Annotated in this window: 14 protein-coding genes; 2 read left to right on the forward strand and 12 right to left on the reverse strand. The window is 34.7% G+C overall.

Annotation, left to right across the window (positions count from 1 at the left end):
- Nucleotides 1-90 precede the first annotated feature (90 nt).
- Nucleotides 91-1,401 carry a protoglobin domain-containing protein gene (locus tag ACIQ4I_RS18865; RefSeq protein ID WP_403098861.1) on the forward strand — a complete coding sequence of 437 codons (1,311 nt, stop codon included), beginning with the start codon at nt 91-93 and terminating at the stop codon, nt 1,399-1,401.
- A gap of 60 nt (nt 1,402-1,461) precedes the next feature.
- Here the strand turns inward: ACIQ4I_RS18865 and ACIQ4I_RS18870 are convergent, their stop codons facing one another.
- The 3 genes from ACIQ4I_RS18870 to ACIQ4I_RS18880 form a co-directional block, all read right to left on the reverse strand.
- Nucleotides 1,462-2,412, reverse strand: coding sequence for a hypothetical protein (locus ACIQ4I_RS18870; RefSeq protein WP_403098863.1), 951 nt, complete (start codon nt 2,410-2,412; stop codon nt 1,462-1,464).
- 168 nt (nt 2,413-2,580) lie between these two features.
- Nucleotides 2,581-3,075: an acyl-CoA thioesterase gene (locus ACIQ4I_RS18875; RefSeq protein ID WP_403098865.1), complete on the reverse strand. Its 495-nt coding sequence runs from the start codon at nt 3,073-3,075 to the stop codon at nt 2,581-2,583.
- 120 nt (nt 3,076-3,195) lie between these two features.
- Nucleotides 3,196-3,558, reverse strand: coding sequence for an aldehyde dehydrogenase family protein (locus tag ACIQ4I_RS18880; RefSeq protein ID WP_403098867.1), 363 nt, complete (start codon nt 3,556-3,558; stop codon nt 3,196-3,198).
- Nucleotides 3,559-3,688: 130 nt separating this feature from the next.
- Between ACIQ4I_RS18880 and ACIQ4I_RS18885 the strand changes: the two genes are divergently transcribed.
- Nucleotides 3,689-4,513 carry an AAC(3) family N-acetyltransferase gene (locus ACIQ4I_RS18885; protein ID WP_403098870.1) on the forward strand — a complete coding sequence of 275 codons (825 nt, stop codon included), beginning with the start codon at nt 3,689-3,691 and terminating at the stop codon, nt 4,511-4,513.
- A 91-nt stretch (nt 4,514-4,604) separates the two neighbouring features.
- Here the strand turns inward: ACIQ4I_RS18885 and ACIQ4I_RS18890 are convergent, their stop codons facing one another.
- From ACIQ4I_RS18890 to ACIQ4I_RS18930, 9 genes are all read right to left on the reverse strand, one after another.
- On the reverse strand, nt 4,605-4,967 hold the full coding sequence (locus ACIQ4I_RS18890; protein ID WP_403098872.1) for a DUF779 domain-containing protein: 363 nt from the start codon (nt 4,965-4,967) through the stop codon (nt 4,605-4,607).
- Nucleotides 4,968-4,972: 5 nt separating this feature from the next.
- Nucleotides 4,973-6,490 carry an acetaldehyde dehydrogenase ExaC gene (exaC, locus tag ACIQ4I_RS18895; protein WP_403098874.1) on the reverse strand — a complete coding sequence of 506 codons (1,518 nt, stop codon included), beginning with the start codon at nt 6,488-6,490 and terminating at the stop codon, nt 4,973-4,975.
- Nucleotides 6,491-6,865: 375 nt separating this feature from the next.
- On the reverse strand, nt 6,866-7,567 hold the full coding sequence (locus ACIQ4I_RS18900) for a CpsD/CapB family tyrosine-protein kinase (RefSeq protein ID WP_403098876.1): 702 nt from the start codon (nt 7,565-7,567) through the stop codon (nt 6,866-6,868).
- A 2-nt stretch (nt 7,568-7,569) separates the two neighbouring features.
- Nucleotides 7,570-8,319 (reverse strand): YveK family protein, encoded by a 750-nt coding sequence (locus ACIQ4I_RS18905; RefSeq protein WP_403098879.1) that lies wholly within the window; start codon nt 8,317-8,319, stop codon nt 7,570-7,572.
- Nucleotides 8,320-8,604: 285 nt separating this feature from the next.
- Nucleotides 8,605-9,390, reverse strand: coding sequence for a tyrosine-protein phosphatase (locus tag ACIQ4I_RS18910; protein ID WP_403098881.1), 786 nt, complete (start codon nt 9,388-9,390; stop codon nt 8,605-8,607).
- Nucleotides 9,391-9,540: 150 nt separating this feature from the next.
- Nucleotides 9,541-13,896, reverse strand: coding sequence for an InlB B-repeat-containing protein (locus ACIQ4I_RS18915; RefSeq protein WP_403098883.1), 4,356 nt, complete (start codon nt 13,894-13,896; stop codon nt 9,541-9,543).
- A 272-nt stretch (nt 13,897-14,168) separates the two neighbouring features.
- Nucleotides 14,169-14,876, reverse strand: coding sequence for an ABC transporter ATP-binding protein (locus tag ACIQ4I_RS18920; protein WP_403098885.1), 708 nt, complete (start codon nt 14,874-14,876; stop codon nt 14,169-14,171).
- Between the two features lies 1 nt (nt 14,877).
- Nucleotides 14,878-15,654, reverse strand: coding sequence for an ABC transporter ATP-binding protein (locus ACIQ4I_RS18925; RefSeq protein WP_403098888.1), 777 nt, complete (start codon nt 15,652-15,654; stop codon nt 14,878-14,880).
- Nucleotides 15,647-16,594, reverse strand: coding sequence for a branched-chain amino acid ABC transporter permease (locus ACIQ4I_RS18930; RefSeq protein WP_403098891.1), 948 nt, complete (start codon nt 16,592-16,594; stop codon nt 15,647-15,649). Before ACIQ4I_RS18930 ends, ACIQ4I_RS18925 begins: the two co-directional genes overlap by 8 nt.
- Between the last annotated feature and the right edge of the window lie 9 nt (nt 16,595-16,603).

Consider the following 16,603-nt stretch of genomic DNA (forward strand, 5'->3'; position numbering starts at 1 on the left):
ATTTACACATTATTCTTTAATCTCTCATAAAAAATGATAGAATAGAAATATTAAAGATTAATTTTCTAATGATAGAATGGAGAAATTAACGTGGCACTTTGGTCTAGTAAGCATAATGCAAAAAAAAGTGAGAATTATTTTAAAATTGACCAATATATCGGTCAAGTAACATTAGATCTTTCAAAGCACCCCGAATTACGAAAACAAATCCAATTAATGCAATTAACAAAAGAAGACTTAGCAATTATTAAACAATTGCAACCAATTTCAAAGGATTTAACAATAGAAATGGTTGATAAATTTTATGAAACAATTAGTCAATCGCCAGACTTAATTCAAATTATCAATGAGTTTTCCGCAATTGAACGATTAAAAGTAACATTAACACGTCATATAAGCGAAATGTTTAATTGTCAAATCAACGATGAATATGTTCAACAAAGAATAAGAATCGCTCACGTTCATGTGCACATTGGACTTCAATCTAAATGGTATATTAATTCATTTCAATCATTAACAACGACATTCGCTAACTTTATACAACAACTTGACTTATCAGGAAAAGAGACTACTATAGCGACTAATGCCTTTTCTAAACTAATTAACTTAGAACAACAAGTTGTAATTGAAGCCTATGAGAACAAACAAGAAGACCAACGTACGCAAAACGATCAATTAAAACATAAAGTCGTTTTATCTGTTCAAAGTACAGCAGAGGAGTTAAGTGCAATTAGCCAAGAAACAACAGCATCTATTCAATCTTTAGCAAACCAGGCTGATGAAATCGCTCAATCAACACAACAAGGCCTTACATTTGTCACTGCTACACAAGAAAAGTCGGAAGGCGGAAAACAACTTCTTGATACACAAACTGATTTGATGAATCAAATGTCAAAAAGCGTTACATTACTTGATGAAACGATGAGCCAATTACGTGTATCTTCACATAAGATAAACGAAATCGTTCATCTTGTAACAGATATTGCTGATCAAACTAATTTGTTGGCATTAAATGCTTCCATCGAAGCGGCTCGTGCTGGTGAACACGGTAAAGGCTTTGCCGTTGTTGCTGAAGAAGTGCGTAAGCTTGCAGAAGAGACAAAAAGTGCTGTTCAAAATGTATCGCAACTTATTCAAGATACAGAAAACAATATCGAAAATATGTCTAGCTCCGTTAAGGGTGTTGATACACAAATTACAAAAGGCGTCAGCATGCAAAACGAGCTATCGCAATCGTTCCATAAAATTGCAGAAGCAGTCGCTGGCATTAAAGAAATCAATGGAGATACCATGGAAGATATCACAACAATTTCTCAATTATTAAATGATCTAAGCGAAGGAGCAACTCAAGTCTCCGCATCTGCTGATCAATTAACGGATATTGCTTGTGATTTAGAGTAATATAACAATACAGAGTGGCTATTAAAGACGTTGTATACCGTCCCAAATAGCCACTTCTTTTTACCCTAATATTTCCGATAATTGTTTAGCTATTCCCTCTTCCTTGTTTTCGACTTCGCCTTGTTTCTTGTCCAATAAATTACATATTTCTTCAACCTTATTAAGCACTTCCTCAATATGCTCTTGTGAAGATTGAATTCTAGAGTGGATTGTCCATGCAGAAAAAACATCATCAAAAAAATAATCCGCAAACTTAGTAAAGCCTTCTCTTTCAACTATTAGCGGTTCTAGATCGATATCACGCACATCCACTAGCTCTGTATGGAATCGTTGTAAAGCTCTTTGGGCTTTATGAATAGCATCTTCAGCTTCATCTAATTCACTATGCTTCATCGCTGTTGCGATAAATCCTCCACCAAATATCGTATCCCACGATGAATAATTTTCAGCACTATCTAATCTTTTTAGCGTAAACTTCAAGGTTCTTTTTGCTTCATCACCTGCTGTTAATGCCTCGGCAATTTCCCTTTTCAATATATGTATCTCATCTTTACTTTGATATAAAGACTTTATTTGCTCACTCTCAGGTAAATTATTATCAAAAATCCACAACTTTTTTTGAGCAATTATAAGATCTAAACGTTCATCTAAATTTTCCCATTCTGAATTTGCTGCCTCTACCCTTGTTTCCTCTAAGTCCTGTTCTAATGTAGTAATCATTTTTTCAGACTCTCGCCACTTTGCCTCTGCAGCAGCCATTTCAGCTATTTCTTTTTGGCGGATTTCACCTTGCTTCCCTGTTAACTTGCGAAACATCTTCAAAAAAGAAAAACGATCTAAATCTTCAACATCCTTTGTTTCTTTACGAAGTTGTTGTTCAAAACGATCCTTTCTAAGCTCTTCATCAATTATTTGTTCTTCGATTGCTCTATGTCTTCTTAGTACTCGATCTCTTTTGTGCTTTTGAATTTTCAAATAAGATATTTCCTTATTAAATTCCTCAATCATCATTACTCATCCCCCAGAAAAAATCTCTAATTTATCTACGAGTTTAATCTGGAAATAGTTTCACTCTGCAATCATTAAAAACGCCAACTCCTTGTATAAAGAGTTGGCGTTTGATTTCACTTAGAATACATCTCTGCAATCCAGTTAGTTGAGAAATGCTATGAAGTGTAATTATTTCAATGAAAAGAATTTATGCGGCATATCTCGTTTTTCTTTACGATGTTGTCGACGTTGTGGACCAGATTCAAATAATCTCTTTTCTTCTTCTGTTTCAGGAAAAATAGGTGCTACTTCCTGAGGTTTCCCATTTCCATCTACAGCTACCATCGTTACAAATGATTCAGTTGTTAATTTCTTTTCTCCCGTATGAATATCTCGTGATTGTACCACGATATAAAGTTCCATAGATGAGTGGCCAGTGGAACTTACGATTGCTTCAAGTTCTAAAACTTCCCCTGAGCGAACAGGAGAATAAAAATCAACGGAATCAAATGAAGCTGTAACAGTTTGCATTTTTGCATGCTTCATCGACGTAATAGCAGCAATTTCATCAATATATGCCAAAACTTTACCGCCAAAAATTGTATTCATATGATTTGTATCTGGTGGTAATACTAATCTCGTTTGAATTGTTCTAGATTGGCTCATTGGGATAGGTTCAAGCATAAACAACACTCCTTATAATTATATCTGTATCCATGCTAACTTTAATTCTGTATCAATGCAATAATTATTAACTATTTAAAGAAACATTAAGTTGTTATACATTATTGTAAGGTAATTATATTACAGCTCTGTTCTAATTGTAATAAATTTCATTTCCGTTATTTCATTCACAGCATATTTTATACCCACACGACCATGACTACTATTTTTAACACCACCATAAAGGCATATTATCAGCTCTGAAAGTTGGAACATTGTTAATAATAACAGCCCCTGCCTCCAACTCATGTCATCCTCTGCTCTCATAGCATCCTCTAAATTATTTGTAAATATACCAGCAATTAAACCTAAGTCGGAATTGTTCAATAAAGCAATAGTTTCGTCGAATGTTTCATATGAAACATTCGACACAATTGGTGCAAATGTTTCCTGACATACGATTTTCGTATCCAATTTTACATTCGTCATGACCGTTGGTGTCAAAGTACGCTATGACAATGTTCCTCCTATGGCTACTATAGCGCATTGTTCTTTTACTTCTTCAATCTATCAATTAGAACTATTTGGGTATTATTCCTTTTGTTATAATAAATAGTATAGCGAGGTGATATTCATGACAGAATTTGATAGTATTCAAAAAACAAATGAACTTCAATCTACAGCAACACTAATGAAGCAACTTCATTCACTTGGTCTTCAAGAAGGCGATTCGATTATCGTCCACTCTTCACTTAGTCAAATGGGCTGGATCGCTGGTGCAGAACAAGCTGTAGTTGAAGCATTAATGCAAGTTATTACCCCAAAAGGAACGATTGTCATGCCTGCACAGTCTACTGCAAACTCAGAACCTTCTTATTGGTCTTTACCACCAGTACCTGAAGCATGGCATCAACCAATTCGAGATGCAACACCGGCATATAATCCGCATTTAACATCATTACGCGGTATGGGGAAAATCGCAGAGTGTTTTTTAAGACATCCCGATACAATTCGAAGTGACCATCCTGCTCATTCTTTTATGGCATGGGGTAAAGATGCTAAAGACTGGATGAGTAGCCATCCTCTCGAGAATTCCTTTGGAGTAGAATCACCACTTGGTAAAATGTATCAATCAGCAGTAAAAATAGTTTTAATAGGCGTTAATTACGATTCCTGTACAGCTTTACATCTTGCAGAATATTTAGCCGATCAAAAATATTATTTCGAGCAGGGCGCAGCAATTCTAGTAAACGGCAAAAGACAGTGGGTTACATACAATATGTTAGATGTAGATTCCGAGCGCTTTCCTGCTATTGGAAAAGAATTTGAAGCACAATTTAGTAGTTCAATTCACTATGGTAAATTAGGACAAGCACGGACATGTATCATTCCTATGAGACCTTTAGTTGACTTTGGCATAGAGTGGTTGAACACTCACTCTGTTCAGCATGAACAATAAAAACACTCTTCTATCAGCCAGAAATTTCACTTTTCCTTTAGTGGAGAAACGTAAAAAAATCTCCAGTCATTAACGACTGGAGATTTCATGGCTATATAAGCTTTTTAACTTCTTCATACTCTTCATCTGTAAATACTCGCGAATTAGTAATGAAGTGTTTTTCCTCTACACTATCCAACGAGAAAGTTGCTCCTCTTCCATCAAGCGCATCAATTATTAGTTGCGTATGCTTCCAATAATCATATTGGCTTTTATGCATATAAAATGGGACATCACCTATTGATCCGATATATACATCTGCAGATCCAAGTTTAAAGTCGCCTTCACTATAGCACATAGGTGCGGAGCCATCACAACATCCACCAGATTGATAAAACATGATAGGCCCATGAATGCTTTTAATATGATCGATTAAATCGAGTGCTTCCTCTGTTGCAACTACACGTTCTACCATGAGGCCTAGAAGAAGCCTTGTGGTTTACGGTTGTAGTTCACTAGTAAACATTTAGTTTGTTGATAGTGATCAAGCATCATTGCGTGATTTTCACGGCCAATACCTGATTGTTTGAAACCACCGAATGCAGCGCCTGCTGGATATTGGTGATACGTGTTAGTCCAAATACGACCAGCTTGGATTGCACGGCCTGCACGATATGCAAGATCACCTGAACGAGACCATACACCAGCACCTAAGCCGTATAAAGTATCATTTGCGATTTCAATTGCTTCATCGAAGTCTTTGAAAGTTGTTACGCCAATAACCGGTCCAAATATCTCTTCTTGGAAGATACGCATTTTGTTATGACCTTTGAACACAGTAGGTTTGATGTAGTAACCATCTTCAAGACCTTCAATTTCGTTTGCTTCACCACCGATTAAACATTCAGCGCCTTCTTCTTTACCTAATTTTAGATAAGACAGAATCTTTTGTTGTTGTTCATTTGATGCTTGAGCACCCATCATTACTTCAGTATCAAGTGGGTTACCGATATTAATAGATTCAACACGTTGTAATGCACGTTCTATGAATTTTTCATAAATAGATTCTTGGACCAATGCACGTGAAGGACATGTACAAACTTCACCAGAATTTAAAGCAAACATTACTAATCCTTCAATTGCTTTATCCAAAAATTCATCATCTTGGTCCATAACATCTTCAAAGAATATATTTGGGGATTTACCGCCTAGTTCAAGCGTTACAGGAATGATGTTTTCAGTTGCGTATTGCATAATTTGGCGACCTACTGCAGTTGAACCAGTGAACGCAATTTTAGAAATACGTGGATTCGTAGCAAGTGGTTTCCCTACTTCAACACCAAAACCATTTACAACATTCACAACACCAGGTGGTAATAAGTCTTGGATTAACTCAATAACAACCATTAATGAAGCAGGCGTTTGTTCTGCTGGTTTCAAAACAACGCAGTTACCAGCAGCTAATGCAGGTGCAATTTTCCAAACTGCCATTAGGATCGGGAAGTTCCAAGGAATAATTTGACCAACAACACCTAGTGGCTCTTGGAAGTGATAGGCAACTGTGTCATTGTCTATTTGAGAGGTACGACCTTCTTGAGCACGAATCGCACCAGCGAAATAACGGAAGTGATCAATTGCTAAAGGAATATCGGCATTTAATGTTTCACGTACAGCTTTACCATTATCCCAAGTTTCAGCAACAGCAATCTTTTCTAGATTTTCTTCTATACGATCTGCAATTTTATTTAAGATTTTGGCACGTTCTGCTGCAGAAGTTTTGCCCCAAGCATCTTTTGCTGCATGTGCTGCATCTAAAGCTAATTCAATATCTTCAGCAGTTGAACGAGCTGCTTTTGTGAAAACTTCACCATTCACTGGTGATTTGTTTTCAAAATATTGCCCTTTTACTGGTGCTACCCATTCGCCACCGATAAAATTATCGTATTTTTCTTTGAAGTTTACGACTGCACCTTCAGTATTAGGATTTGCATAAATCATAGTAGAATCTCTCCCTTAAATTTTATTGAAAACTCACTCACTCGAACTCGCTTACATTTATCTATATTAAACTTGGAATGAATATTCGAGGGCGCCTTCACCTATTATAATGTTCTATATCTATTAAATATTCAAATATTTTGAGCTTATTTTCGAAAGTTTTATAGATTTGTCATATTCTCTCTTCTTTACGACTTAATCATTCTTTTTTAAGAGAATAATTAAGTCGTGATAAATTCTGTTAACTGATAAAATATATCGATTTTTATACATGATCCCCAGAATAAAGTAATCCAGACCACAAAGAAATAACTGTCATACGGTCATTTCCATGACTTGTTTGACAGTTTTTTTAAAGTCTATTCTCTTTTTCTCTCATTGATATTGGTAGTGATAATGATCACGAGGTAGTGCAGAGTTATTTAATACCACACCCATGATTTTAGCTTGTGAATTAGTAAGAGACACCTTTGCTTTTATAACATCTGCTTTCTTTGCAATATTCATATCCACTATTAACAGCGTTCCATTACATTTGTGGGATAAAATTTGTGCATCTGTCACTGGTAATAAAGGTGGTGAGTCAAAGATAATAAGGTCATATTCCTGCTCTACTACTTTTATGAAAGCTTCCATTGTTTTTGAAGCAAGTAACTCTGATGGATTAGGTGGAAGAGGTCCACTAGTCATTATATATAATCCCACTATTGCAGTTTCTTGTATTGCCTTCTGAACTGTTTGCTTTCTTATCAGTACATTGGATAAACCATCTGTATTTGATAAACGAAAAGTATGGTGTAATGTTGGTCTACGCATATCTGCATCTACTATTAAAACCTTTTTGCCTTCTTGCGCAAAAACGACGCCAATATTCGCAGCATTTGTTGACTTTCCTTCACCAGGGATGGATGATGTTACTAATAAGGTTTTTAACTCTTCATCCGTTACGGAAAATGTAATATTTGTACGTATTGTCCGAAATTGTTCGGATATGATGGATTTAGAGTCTGATATGGTAACGAGATTCCTCTCTAATTTCAAAGGTTTCTTCTTTTTGGATTTCTTAGAATGGAACACTGCTATATCCTCCTTACTCTACGTGATTGAATCGATAACTTGTTTGTTTCTTTTGCAAAATTGATAGTTTTCTTATCTATAATCGGGCTAACTAATCCAATAATCGGTAAATCTAAGATTTCCACTATATCCTGTTCAGTTTTAATTCTTGTATCAAGGGTTTCTATTAAAATCGCTATACCAATCCCCAACATCAAACCAATAATAGCTGCGATTCCCATATTAAGCAGTTTGTTAGGTTTTGCAGCATTTGGATTTTCACTTAATTTTGCATAGGATAAAATGTTAATATTATCGACTTTCATTAATGCTGGAATTTCATCTTTAAATATGTCAGCAATAGTGTTTGAAATTTCTACAGCTCGTGACGCTTTCGTATCTTCTACATGGACTGTAAAAACCTGTGAATTACTTGTGTTTAAAATTGTTATTTGCTCAGTTAACTTTTCAGGAGTAATATCTAAATCTAGCTTTTCAATAACCTTTGATAAAATTAATGGGCTTTTAATAACGACATTATACGTATTAATCAACTGCAAATCAGCATCAATCTGAGACGACGCTACATACTGATTTCTCTTTTCATTTTTTTGATTGACTAGTATTTGTGTATCCGCTGTATAAATTGGTGTTAACACAAAATAGCTAATAATTGCGGCTATACTAATCGAAACTACAGTTATCGCAATGATTAGAAATGCGTGTCCTTTTATGATTTTAAATAAATCACTTAATTTAATAGTTGCTTCCAATTATTTCCCTCCCTTATCAGCTACCTACTACTCTCTTCTCTTAGTAGTATAGTGATTACTCTCTCAAGTTATTCATACTTTTTCATTCATATTCCTTCACTAAACAATCAAAGAAAAATGCCTGAAAAGAGATTGTGGAAGGATGATAGTAATATTTCTATTTATTCCATCTAATATGTGCTTTCTTTAATTTATTTTCTAATATCAAAGGCCACTATAAAGGAAATATTCATACTACCCAACCCCTTTAAAGTGACCTTACTTGTTCAGATTTATTCATTTATATTACCTATTAATGTTTTTACCTACAAAAATATTCCACCATTTTTTCTTTTCTGCAATCATTGGTTCAAACGCGAGTATTTCTCTATTTGCAATAATTCGTTCATTATTTCCTAAAAAGATATCTACGTATTCAGAGCGTTTGTGTTTTTCTAAATAATTTAACCCCTGGTCAAATAAAAATGGCCGTGATTTCAAATTGTGTACATCCGATCCATAGGTATGTACTAAATTTGCATCAATTAATTTTAAAGCTGTGTGCTGAACAAATCTACCAAAATGCCCCATAATACTACCCCCAGTTATTTGGGAGAGGGCTCCCTGTCGAATAAGTTGCTCAAGTAGTTCAGGTTTTTCTGCAATTCCCTTATTTCGCTCGGGATGAGCAATGATTGGTACAATATTCTTTGCCATTATTCGATTAACCATTTCAAACGTATATTTAGGAACCCCGTGAGATGGTAGCTCTAGAAGTAAATATTTAGAATTAGCCAAAGTTAGTGCGCTTCCATCATCTATTTGTCTACAAATATGTTCATTTATTCGTACTTCATGTCCTTCATGTAGCTTTAAGGCGATGTTGTGTACTTCTAATCCATGTTGTAATACACCTATCCTTTCCTTAACAGTTCCTACGTCAGCATGGTAATGTGGATGAAAGGCATGTGAAGTGAAAATGATTTCTGTAATTCCTTCAGTTGTTGCATTAATAAGCAGTTTTATTGAATCTTCTAAGCTTTTTGGCCCATCATCAACATCGAAAATGATATGGCTATGTATATCAATCATAATTGACACGCCCTCTTCAGAATAATTATTGTTAGCTATCTTACTTCTACTTACACTAAATGACTTCCTTTATTTATATATGCTAAAGACGACTAATTAAAAAAAGCTTTAACACAAAAGAGCTAGATATATATATCTAGCTCTTTTGTGTTATTTAAACTTAAATGTTTTTATAATGGAAAAATCACTGTACACTTTTTTACCATTTACAGTACGGTAAGCACGTACTTTATAATCATAGCTCTTTCCGGCTTTTACACGTTTCTCAATGTAATAATTTGTTTTTCCTGACTTGATTGTAACTATATTCGAATTGTGCATTGACTTATGATCGCCACGATAAATTTCATACCCTGTTGCACCATTTGTCATTTCCCAAGATAATTTGATTGATTTCCCACTAAAATTATCAATTGCAAATTTTGCAGGTTTCGATAATTTTGGCTTAGCACTTATTGAACTTGAGTCCGTACTATAGATTATTATGCTATCTTTTTTCTTATAAGCCTTCACTTTATAGAAGTATTGTTTTCCAGTTGTTAATTTTTGGTCTATAAATTGTACGTTGCTTTTCTTTTGATTTGTTGCTATTTGAGTGTACTTTCCATTTCGACTTTCCGAACGATATAAAATATACCCATCTGCATCAGCTACTTGTTGCCATTTCAATATGATGCTATCATACGCAGAAGAAGATGCTGCCAATCCTTTCACAGGTGATGGATTTTTGGTAAAACTTGCATAGACTGTTGTCTCTTTTTTTAACATAGTATCAAAATCAAATTCCTTTTTTAAATTTGAATCTGCATACCAACCTGTAAACGTATACCCTGATTTCTTTGGTTCAGGCATTATTTCATTATCTTGAATCGTTTTTTGTTCATAAACATGGCCATTTGGCTCTTTAACAGTTACATTATAGTCTTTGAAGCCATCGCCCTTTTTGACAGTTTGTAGGGACCAAATTGGTGAGTGTACTTTTCCTTGATAAGCATCAGTTACTTCAGCATACCAATGATAAGTTTTATCATTTTCTAAATTACCCCATACAACACCTGCTGCCTTATTATTTTGTACTCCTGTAACTTTTCCAATTTCATCGTTGGTGTAAACATTAACAAGTAATTTGTCAGTTGCTACTACCTTTTCTTTAGGCGTTAAATCCGTTTCAATGACAAATTCATCTTTTCCTGGGTAATCTGTTGAATTGTAGTAATTATATTGATTTAAATATGGTGAATAGGTTTTTACATAAATCTTATTTTCAATAGGATTCACTTGTAAAATACGCATAAATCCTTGTCCGCCATCCGGAGCGCCCGAGTAATCCGAAAGCATTTGGTATACTTTTCGATCTGTTATACCGTCATTGTTATCGTCCATATTATCGACTAATGTTGCACTTCCAAAATAATGGCCTGACAGTACAGCAATTACGTTATTGTTCGGCTTTACAACTTTATTGAAGATAATATCACCAACTGAACTTCTTTCCCCAGACGCCAGTAAGTATTCATGGAAATTTAAAATAGCTTTTCGATCTGGGTATTTTTTTAGAATTTGATTAACCCATGCTAAGCTGTCATCATCAATGCCCCAACCCAAATATAGCATGATAAAGTCGTTACCTTTTTCACTAATCAAATCATAGTGTCCACGATTATTTTGGTAAGAACCACCATAATAATCTCTATCCGCAAAACGTTTTTCTCCAAAATATTTATCAAATTTCTTATAGTCATATTCAATATGATTGACATCGTGATTTCCAGCTAAAACACCATATGGGACATTAGCCGTATCAAGTGTTTTCATAGCTAAATCTGCATTCACCCATTGCCCACTTTTTGTTGAATTATCTACGATATCACCCGTATGGAAGACGTATTTAATGTTCATTGAATCCTTTTGTGAAGCAATCCATTGCGTCATTTGTTGATAAATTAGTGGGTAACTCTTTGAATAATATTGAGTGTCCGACATCCAGACAAATGAATAATTAAATTGATTTGTGGATGCAATTTCATCTTGTATTAGTACTTGAACTTTATGATTTCTGATATAATTCGCACCTTTTACTTTTGCATTCAGCTTGAAATTCTTACTATTATCAGCAATCTTCCATTCCTGTACTTCCCATTTATTTTTGTCAAAGTTCCAAATATACATGGATACTCTACGACCAATTACCGACTTACCTTCCCAATTCACTTCAATTTCGTCATCGTTGTCTACTTCATTATCTAAAGTTACTTCAAATCGTTGATATGGATATCGATCTGTACCTGTAGTAGTTATATATTGATTATCTACTTTTGTAAGCTTGTCTACATTTGTAATGACTTTTTCCCCTTCAGAAATAATAGATTTTGGGGGCTCATTGTCTGTACTGTTTTCAAATATTTGCATATGTTTTACCTGATCCGCTTGATATTGATAAGCTCGATTAAAGGAAATATCCAATTCATCACCTGTTGGATCAGAAACAGCTACTTTTATCTTTGGCGCCAAGGAGACTTCTTTTGCATAATCTATTGGGGTAACTAGTTTTGGTACATACGGTTGTTCTTCCACTACTTTAAATTTTGTTGTCTTTTTAGATTCATTTCCAGCATGATCTATTGCTTTAATAATAAGTGTATGTTCGCCGGGTGCTAGTGTTGCTGAAGATGTATTCATAGGTAACGTAATCTGTTCACCATCTAATGTTGTGGTAACATTCTGTACACCAGAATAGTTATCCTTGATTTCGGCATTAATCGTAAATTTCCCTTTATAAAGTTGTCCTGCTTTAATAGATGGATTAATCAGTGGTGCTGTATTATCCACAAGTATATTTGCTTTAACTGTTTCCTTATTATTCTTCGCGACAACTATATGCTTACCATCCTTCGCACTTTTTGTATCCCACTTATAAGCTTTTGCTGTAAACTTTTCTTCCGGAATGATAAAACTAGATTTTATTACAGGATTTGCCCCTTTGCTATCTCCCATTTTAATTTCCTTTGTAGAATCTGTATAAGCTGGATCTTGAATAACTGTACCATCGCTTAAAATAAGTCGTATGTTTTTCACAACAAAATCATCACGATTTTCTACAGAACCTTCATCAAAAGGTGTTTTCTTTGTACCAGCTCGAATAGCAATTGTTGTCTTTTCACCTTTCGTAAAATACCTAGGATCAACGGGTACTTTTAATGTTGTATATTCTGTAATCTTATTATGAAAAATAAATAATGGCTCATTGCCGATCGTTATGCCGTTTTCAAAATATCTATCCACTTTATTTACATCGACTACGTAATAAGCTTTATTGTCCAATGTATAACTTGTTTTACCTGTAACATCTTTGTTATCCAATGTTAAGGTTGTTTGTGAATTATCTTTTGAATGAAAAGCTTTTATTAACGCATTTTGAGATAACACAGTATTATCATCTACATTTAGCGAAATTCCCTCTGGAATTTTATCTTGCATGACGTTAACTTTCTGTTTGGGTGATTCAACAGTATTTGTACCATCTGAAGCCAATACATAATATTCTAAATAGCTTTTTCCAATTAAATCGACAGAGGGGAATATATATTTATAAATACTACTCCCACTTTTTTTACTTAGGTCGACAGTATGATAGGTTGAGTCTTTATCAGTTTTATAGTAAAGTCGAGTTGTTTTAATCAATTGATCATCAAAAACATTAAATGAAAGTGTCAGATCATCTTGCTCCACATTAAACTCTTCTGTATTTGTTAAATCTTGGATATTCGGCTTGTAATCATCTTCAGAAAGTTGTACCTTTTGATCTGGTACTTGTAACGGCAATAGCGATCCTGGTGTAGCGAAATCTGTTTTACTTCTATACTTTTTCATCATATTATCATTCGGTGTTCTAGGATATGTATAGAGTATTCCTTTGTCCTCTGCAGTATCTAAGTTTTGTAAATCATCATTATAAAACGCTACAGCAACATCTTCTCCTACATTTGTCGCAATTGCTATTCCGCGTTCACTATCATTTGCTAAACCGCTTGAATTAACCTTCACAATGTCTTCGTTTTCTACTAATTGAACTCCATAATGTTGATTGAAATCTTCTACGGTTTTATCTTGATTGTGTGAATTAGTTATCCAGTACACAAAAGTATCTCCAGAAGCTAATTCGATATCCTCCTTTACAGCTGGCATTACTATATCTTCTTTTGATGCTTTCTTTGGATAACGATAGTGAATTTTATAATCTTTTAAATTAATTGCTTTGATTGAGTTGTTATAAATCTCGATGAATTCGTAGCCATCAGCTGAACCAATATTAACTGAATCTGGCACTATCTCCGTAATTAATAAATATGGAACTTTCTGTGAATCAAAATCATTTCCTACTGTTTTTCCCGACATTTGATTAGATAATTCTTCAGCTTCCACATTCTGAATTTCAAGATTTTGAAAGCTAGTGGCTAATAGAAGCAAGCATACAGTTAGAATTGATACAATTATTTTTCTACTCACAACAAATAACTCCTCCAATTAATTATTTAAAAATACATATTAAAGCTAGAATTCCCCTTTATCCCAACTTTATGACATCTTTCTTTGGATCCATTTTACTAAATCCACATTCTTCATTATACCAATTTATTTATATGCTTCCATAAAACATTGGGAATTGTTACTATGTTTACAAAATATTTTATATCCTATTATTCAATTAGATAATATTCAGAAATTCGATTGTATGCAAAAAAGCCGTACAATTTAGAAAATTGTACGACCTCATCTTTCTAGAGTCCCCCTAAATAGGCGGCCCTAACTTTTTCAGTTTCTTGTAATTCATTGGCTGTACCGGATAGCACAACACGACCTGTTTCAATTACATATGCACGATCAGCTATTGAAAGTGCCATATGGGCATTTTGCTCAACCAATAGAATAGTTGTTCCTTCTTTTCGAATTTCTTCTATTGTATTAAAAATCGTCTTTACCATGATTGGTGCTAACCCCATTGATGGTTCATCTAACAATAACAGTTTAGGCTTTGCCATAATTGCACGCCCCATCGCTAGCATTTGTTGTTCACCACCAGATAACGTACCTGATAGTTGTTTACGACGTTCTAATAAAATAGGAAATATCTTAAAAATACGCTCTTTATCCTTTGCAATCTCCGCTCGATCGTTCCGTAAATACGCACCTAATTCCAGATTTTCTTCCACCGTCATATTAGCAAATACACGGCGCCCTTCTGGAACATGCGAAATACCTACTTTAACTATAGACTGTGCCGGCTTTCCTGCAATTGAACTACCAAGATATTCAATTGATCCTTGTTTTGGTTTTAATAATCCAGATAACGTTTTTAACAGTGTACTCTTACCTGCTCCGTTCGCTCCAATTAATGTTACAATCTCACCTGCATTTACCTCTAAGGAGACACCCTTTAATGCTTGAATATTACCGTAAAATACATTGATGTCATTTACTTTCAGCATCTTAATCCGTTACCTCCTCACCTAAATAAGCTTCAATTACCTTCGGATTATTACGAATTTCCTCTGGATTACCATGAGCAATTAGTTGACCATGGTCAAGAACATAAATACGTTCACAAATCCCCATTACTAACCCCATATCGTGTTCTATTAATAGAATCGTCAAATCGAATTTTTCACGAATAAGTGCAATTAGTTCCATTAGTTCTTGTGTTTCTTGAGGGTTCATACCCGCCGCAGGTTCATCTAGCAATAATAGCTTCGGCTTAGCTGCTAAGGCACGAGCTATTTCAAGACGGCGCTGCATCCCATATGGAAGGTTCTTTGCTAATTCGTACATATACTTATCTAGACCAAAGATCTTCAAAAACTCGATTGATTCTTGTTCCATTTTAGCTTCCCCTAAGAAGTGATTTGGCAAACGTAAAATAGAACTGAAAACAGAATGATGTGCAAGTGAGTGGTTTGCTACCTTTACATTATCCAAAACAGATAGTTCTTTAAACAATCGAATATTTTGGAATGTACGGCTGACACCACTTTTCGTCACCTGGTGTGGGGACATATTGTTTGTCTTTTTACCATCGAAAGTAATAATACCCTCTGTTGGTTTATAAACACCCGTTAACATATTGAAACTTGTCGTTTTCCCAGCACCATTCGGGCCGATTAAACCAATCAGTTCACCTTGATACATTTCCATATTCAAGCCGGATACAGCTTTCAAACCACCAAACTGAATCCCTACATTTTCAACTTTTAAAAGAAGGTCACTCATGTACATTTCCTCCTTTTGACTTTTTACCGAATTTGAAGATATCCGTAATTTCTTTTGTCCCCATCAAACCAGATGGACGATAAAGCATAACAACAATTAGTACTAAACTATAGATAATCATACGAGTTTCAGGGAATTCTTGTAAATACAATGAGATAACCGTAAGCAATATTGCTGCAATAATAGATCCAGATAAACTTCCTAAACCACCTAACACAACATAGATTAAAATATCAAATGACTTTAAGAAGCCAAATTGTGAAGGCTGAATTATAAAGAAATTATGAGAGAATAATCCTCCAGCAAGCCCAGCAAAGAACGAGCCAATTGCAAAAGCTAATACTTTATAATAGGTAGTGTTAATTCCCATCGCATCCGCAGCAATTTCATCTTCCCGAACAGCGATACATGCACGACCGTGGCGAGAATTTGTGAAATTTGAAATCACAATAACGGTGATTAATACACAAAAGAATGCGTAAGTCCAAGTTGTCAGGTAATCTACCTGCATACCTGCTGCTCCACCCACATAGTCAATATTTAAGAAGATAATACGGATGATTTCCGCAAATCCAAGAGTAGCAATTGCTAAATAATCTCCTTTTAAACGCAGTGTAGGAATACCTACAATTAAACCTGCAATTGCTGCTACAATTGCACCGATTAATAAGCCTACTGGGAATGGCCATCCTAAATTGGTTGTAAAAATAGCTGAAACATAAGCACCTACTGCTAAAAAACCAGCATGACCAATAGAGAACTGACCTGTAATGCCGATAACTAAATGTAAACTAACCGCCAATATAATATTGATCGCAATTGTGATAAATAGATTTGAATAATACATATCCAGCTGTCCACTTGAAATCAAGAACTGCACAACAGCATAGAGAACAAGAGCTATGGCAACATAAATCCAAAATACTTTAGACTTTTTCATAAGTACCAC

Source organism: Rummeliibacillus sp. NPDC094406 (assembly GCF_044763875.1).
In the GTDB taxonomy this organism is placed as follows: domain Bacteria; phylum Bacillota; class Bacilli; order Bacillales_A; family Planococcaceae; genus Rummeliibacillus.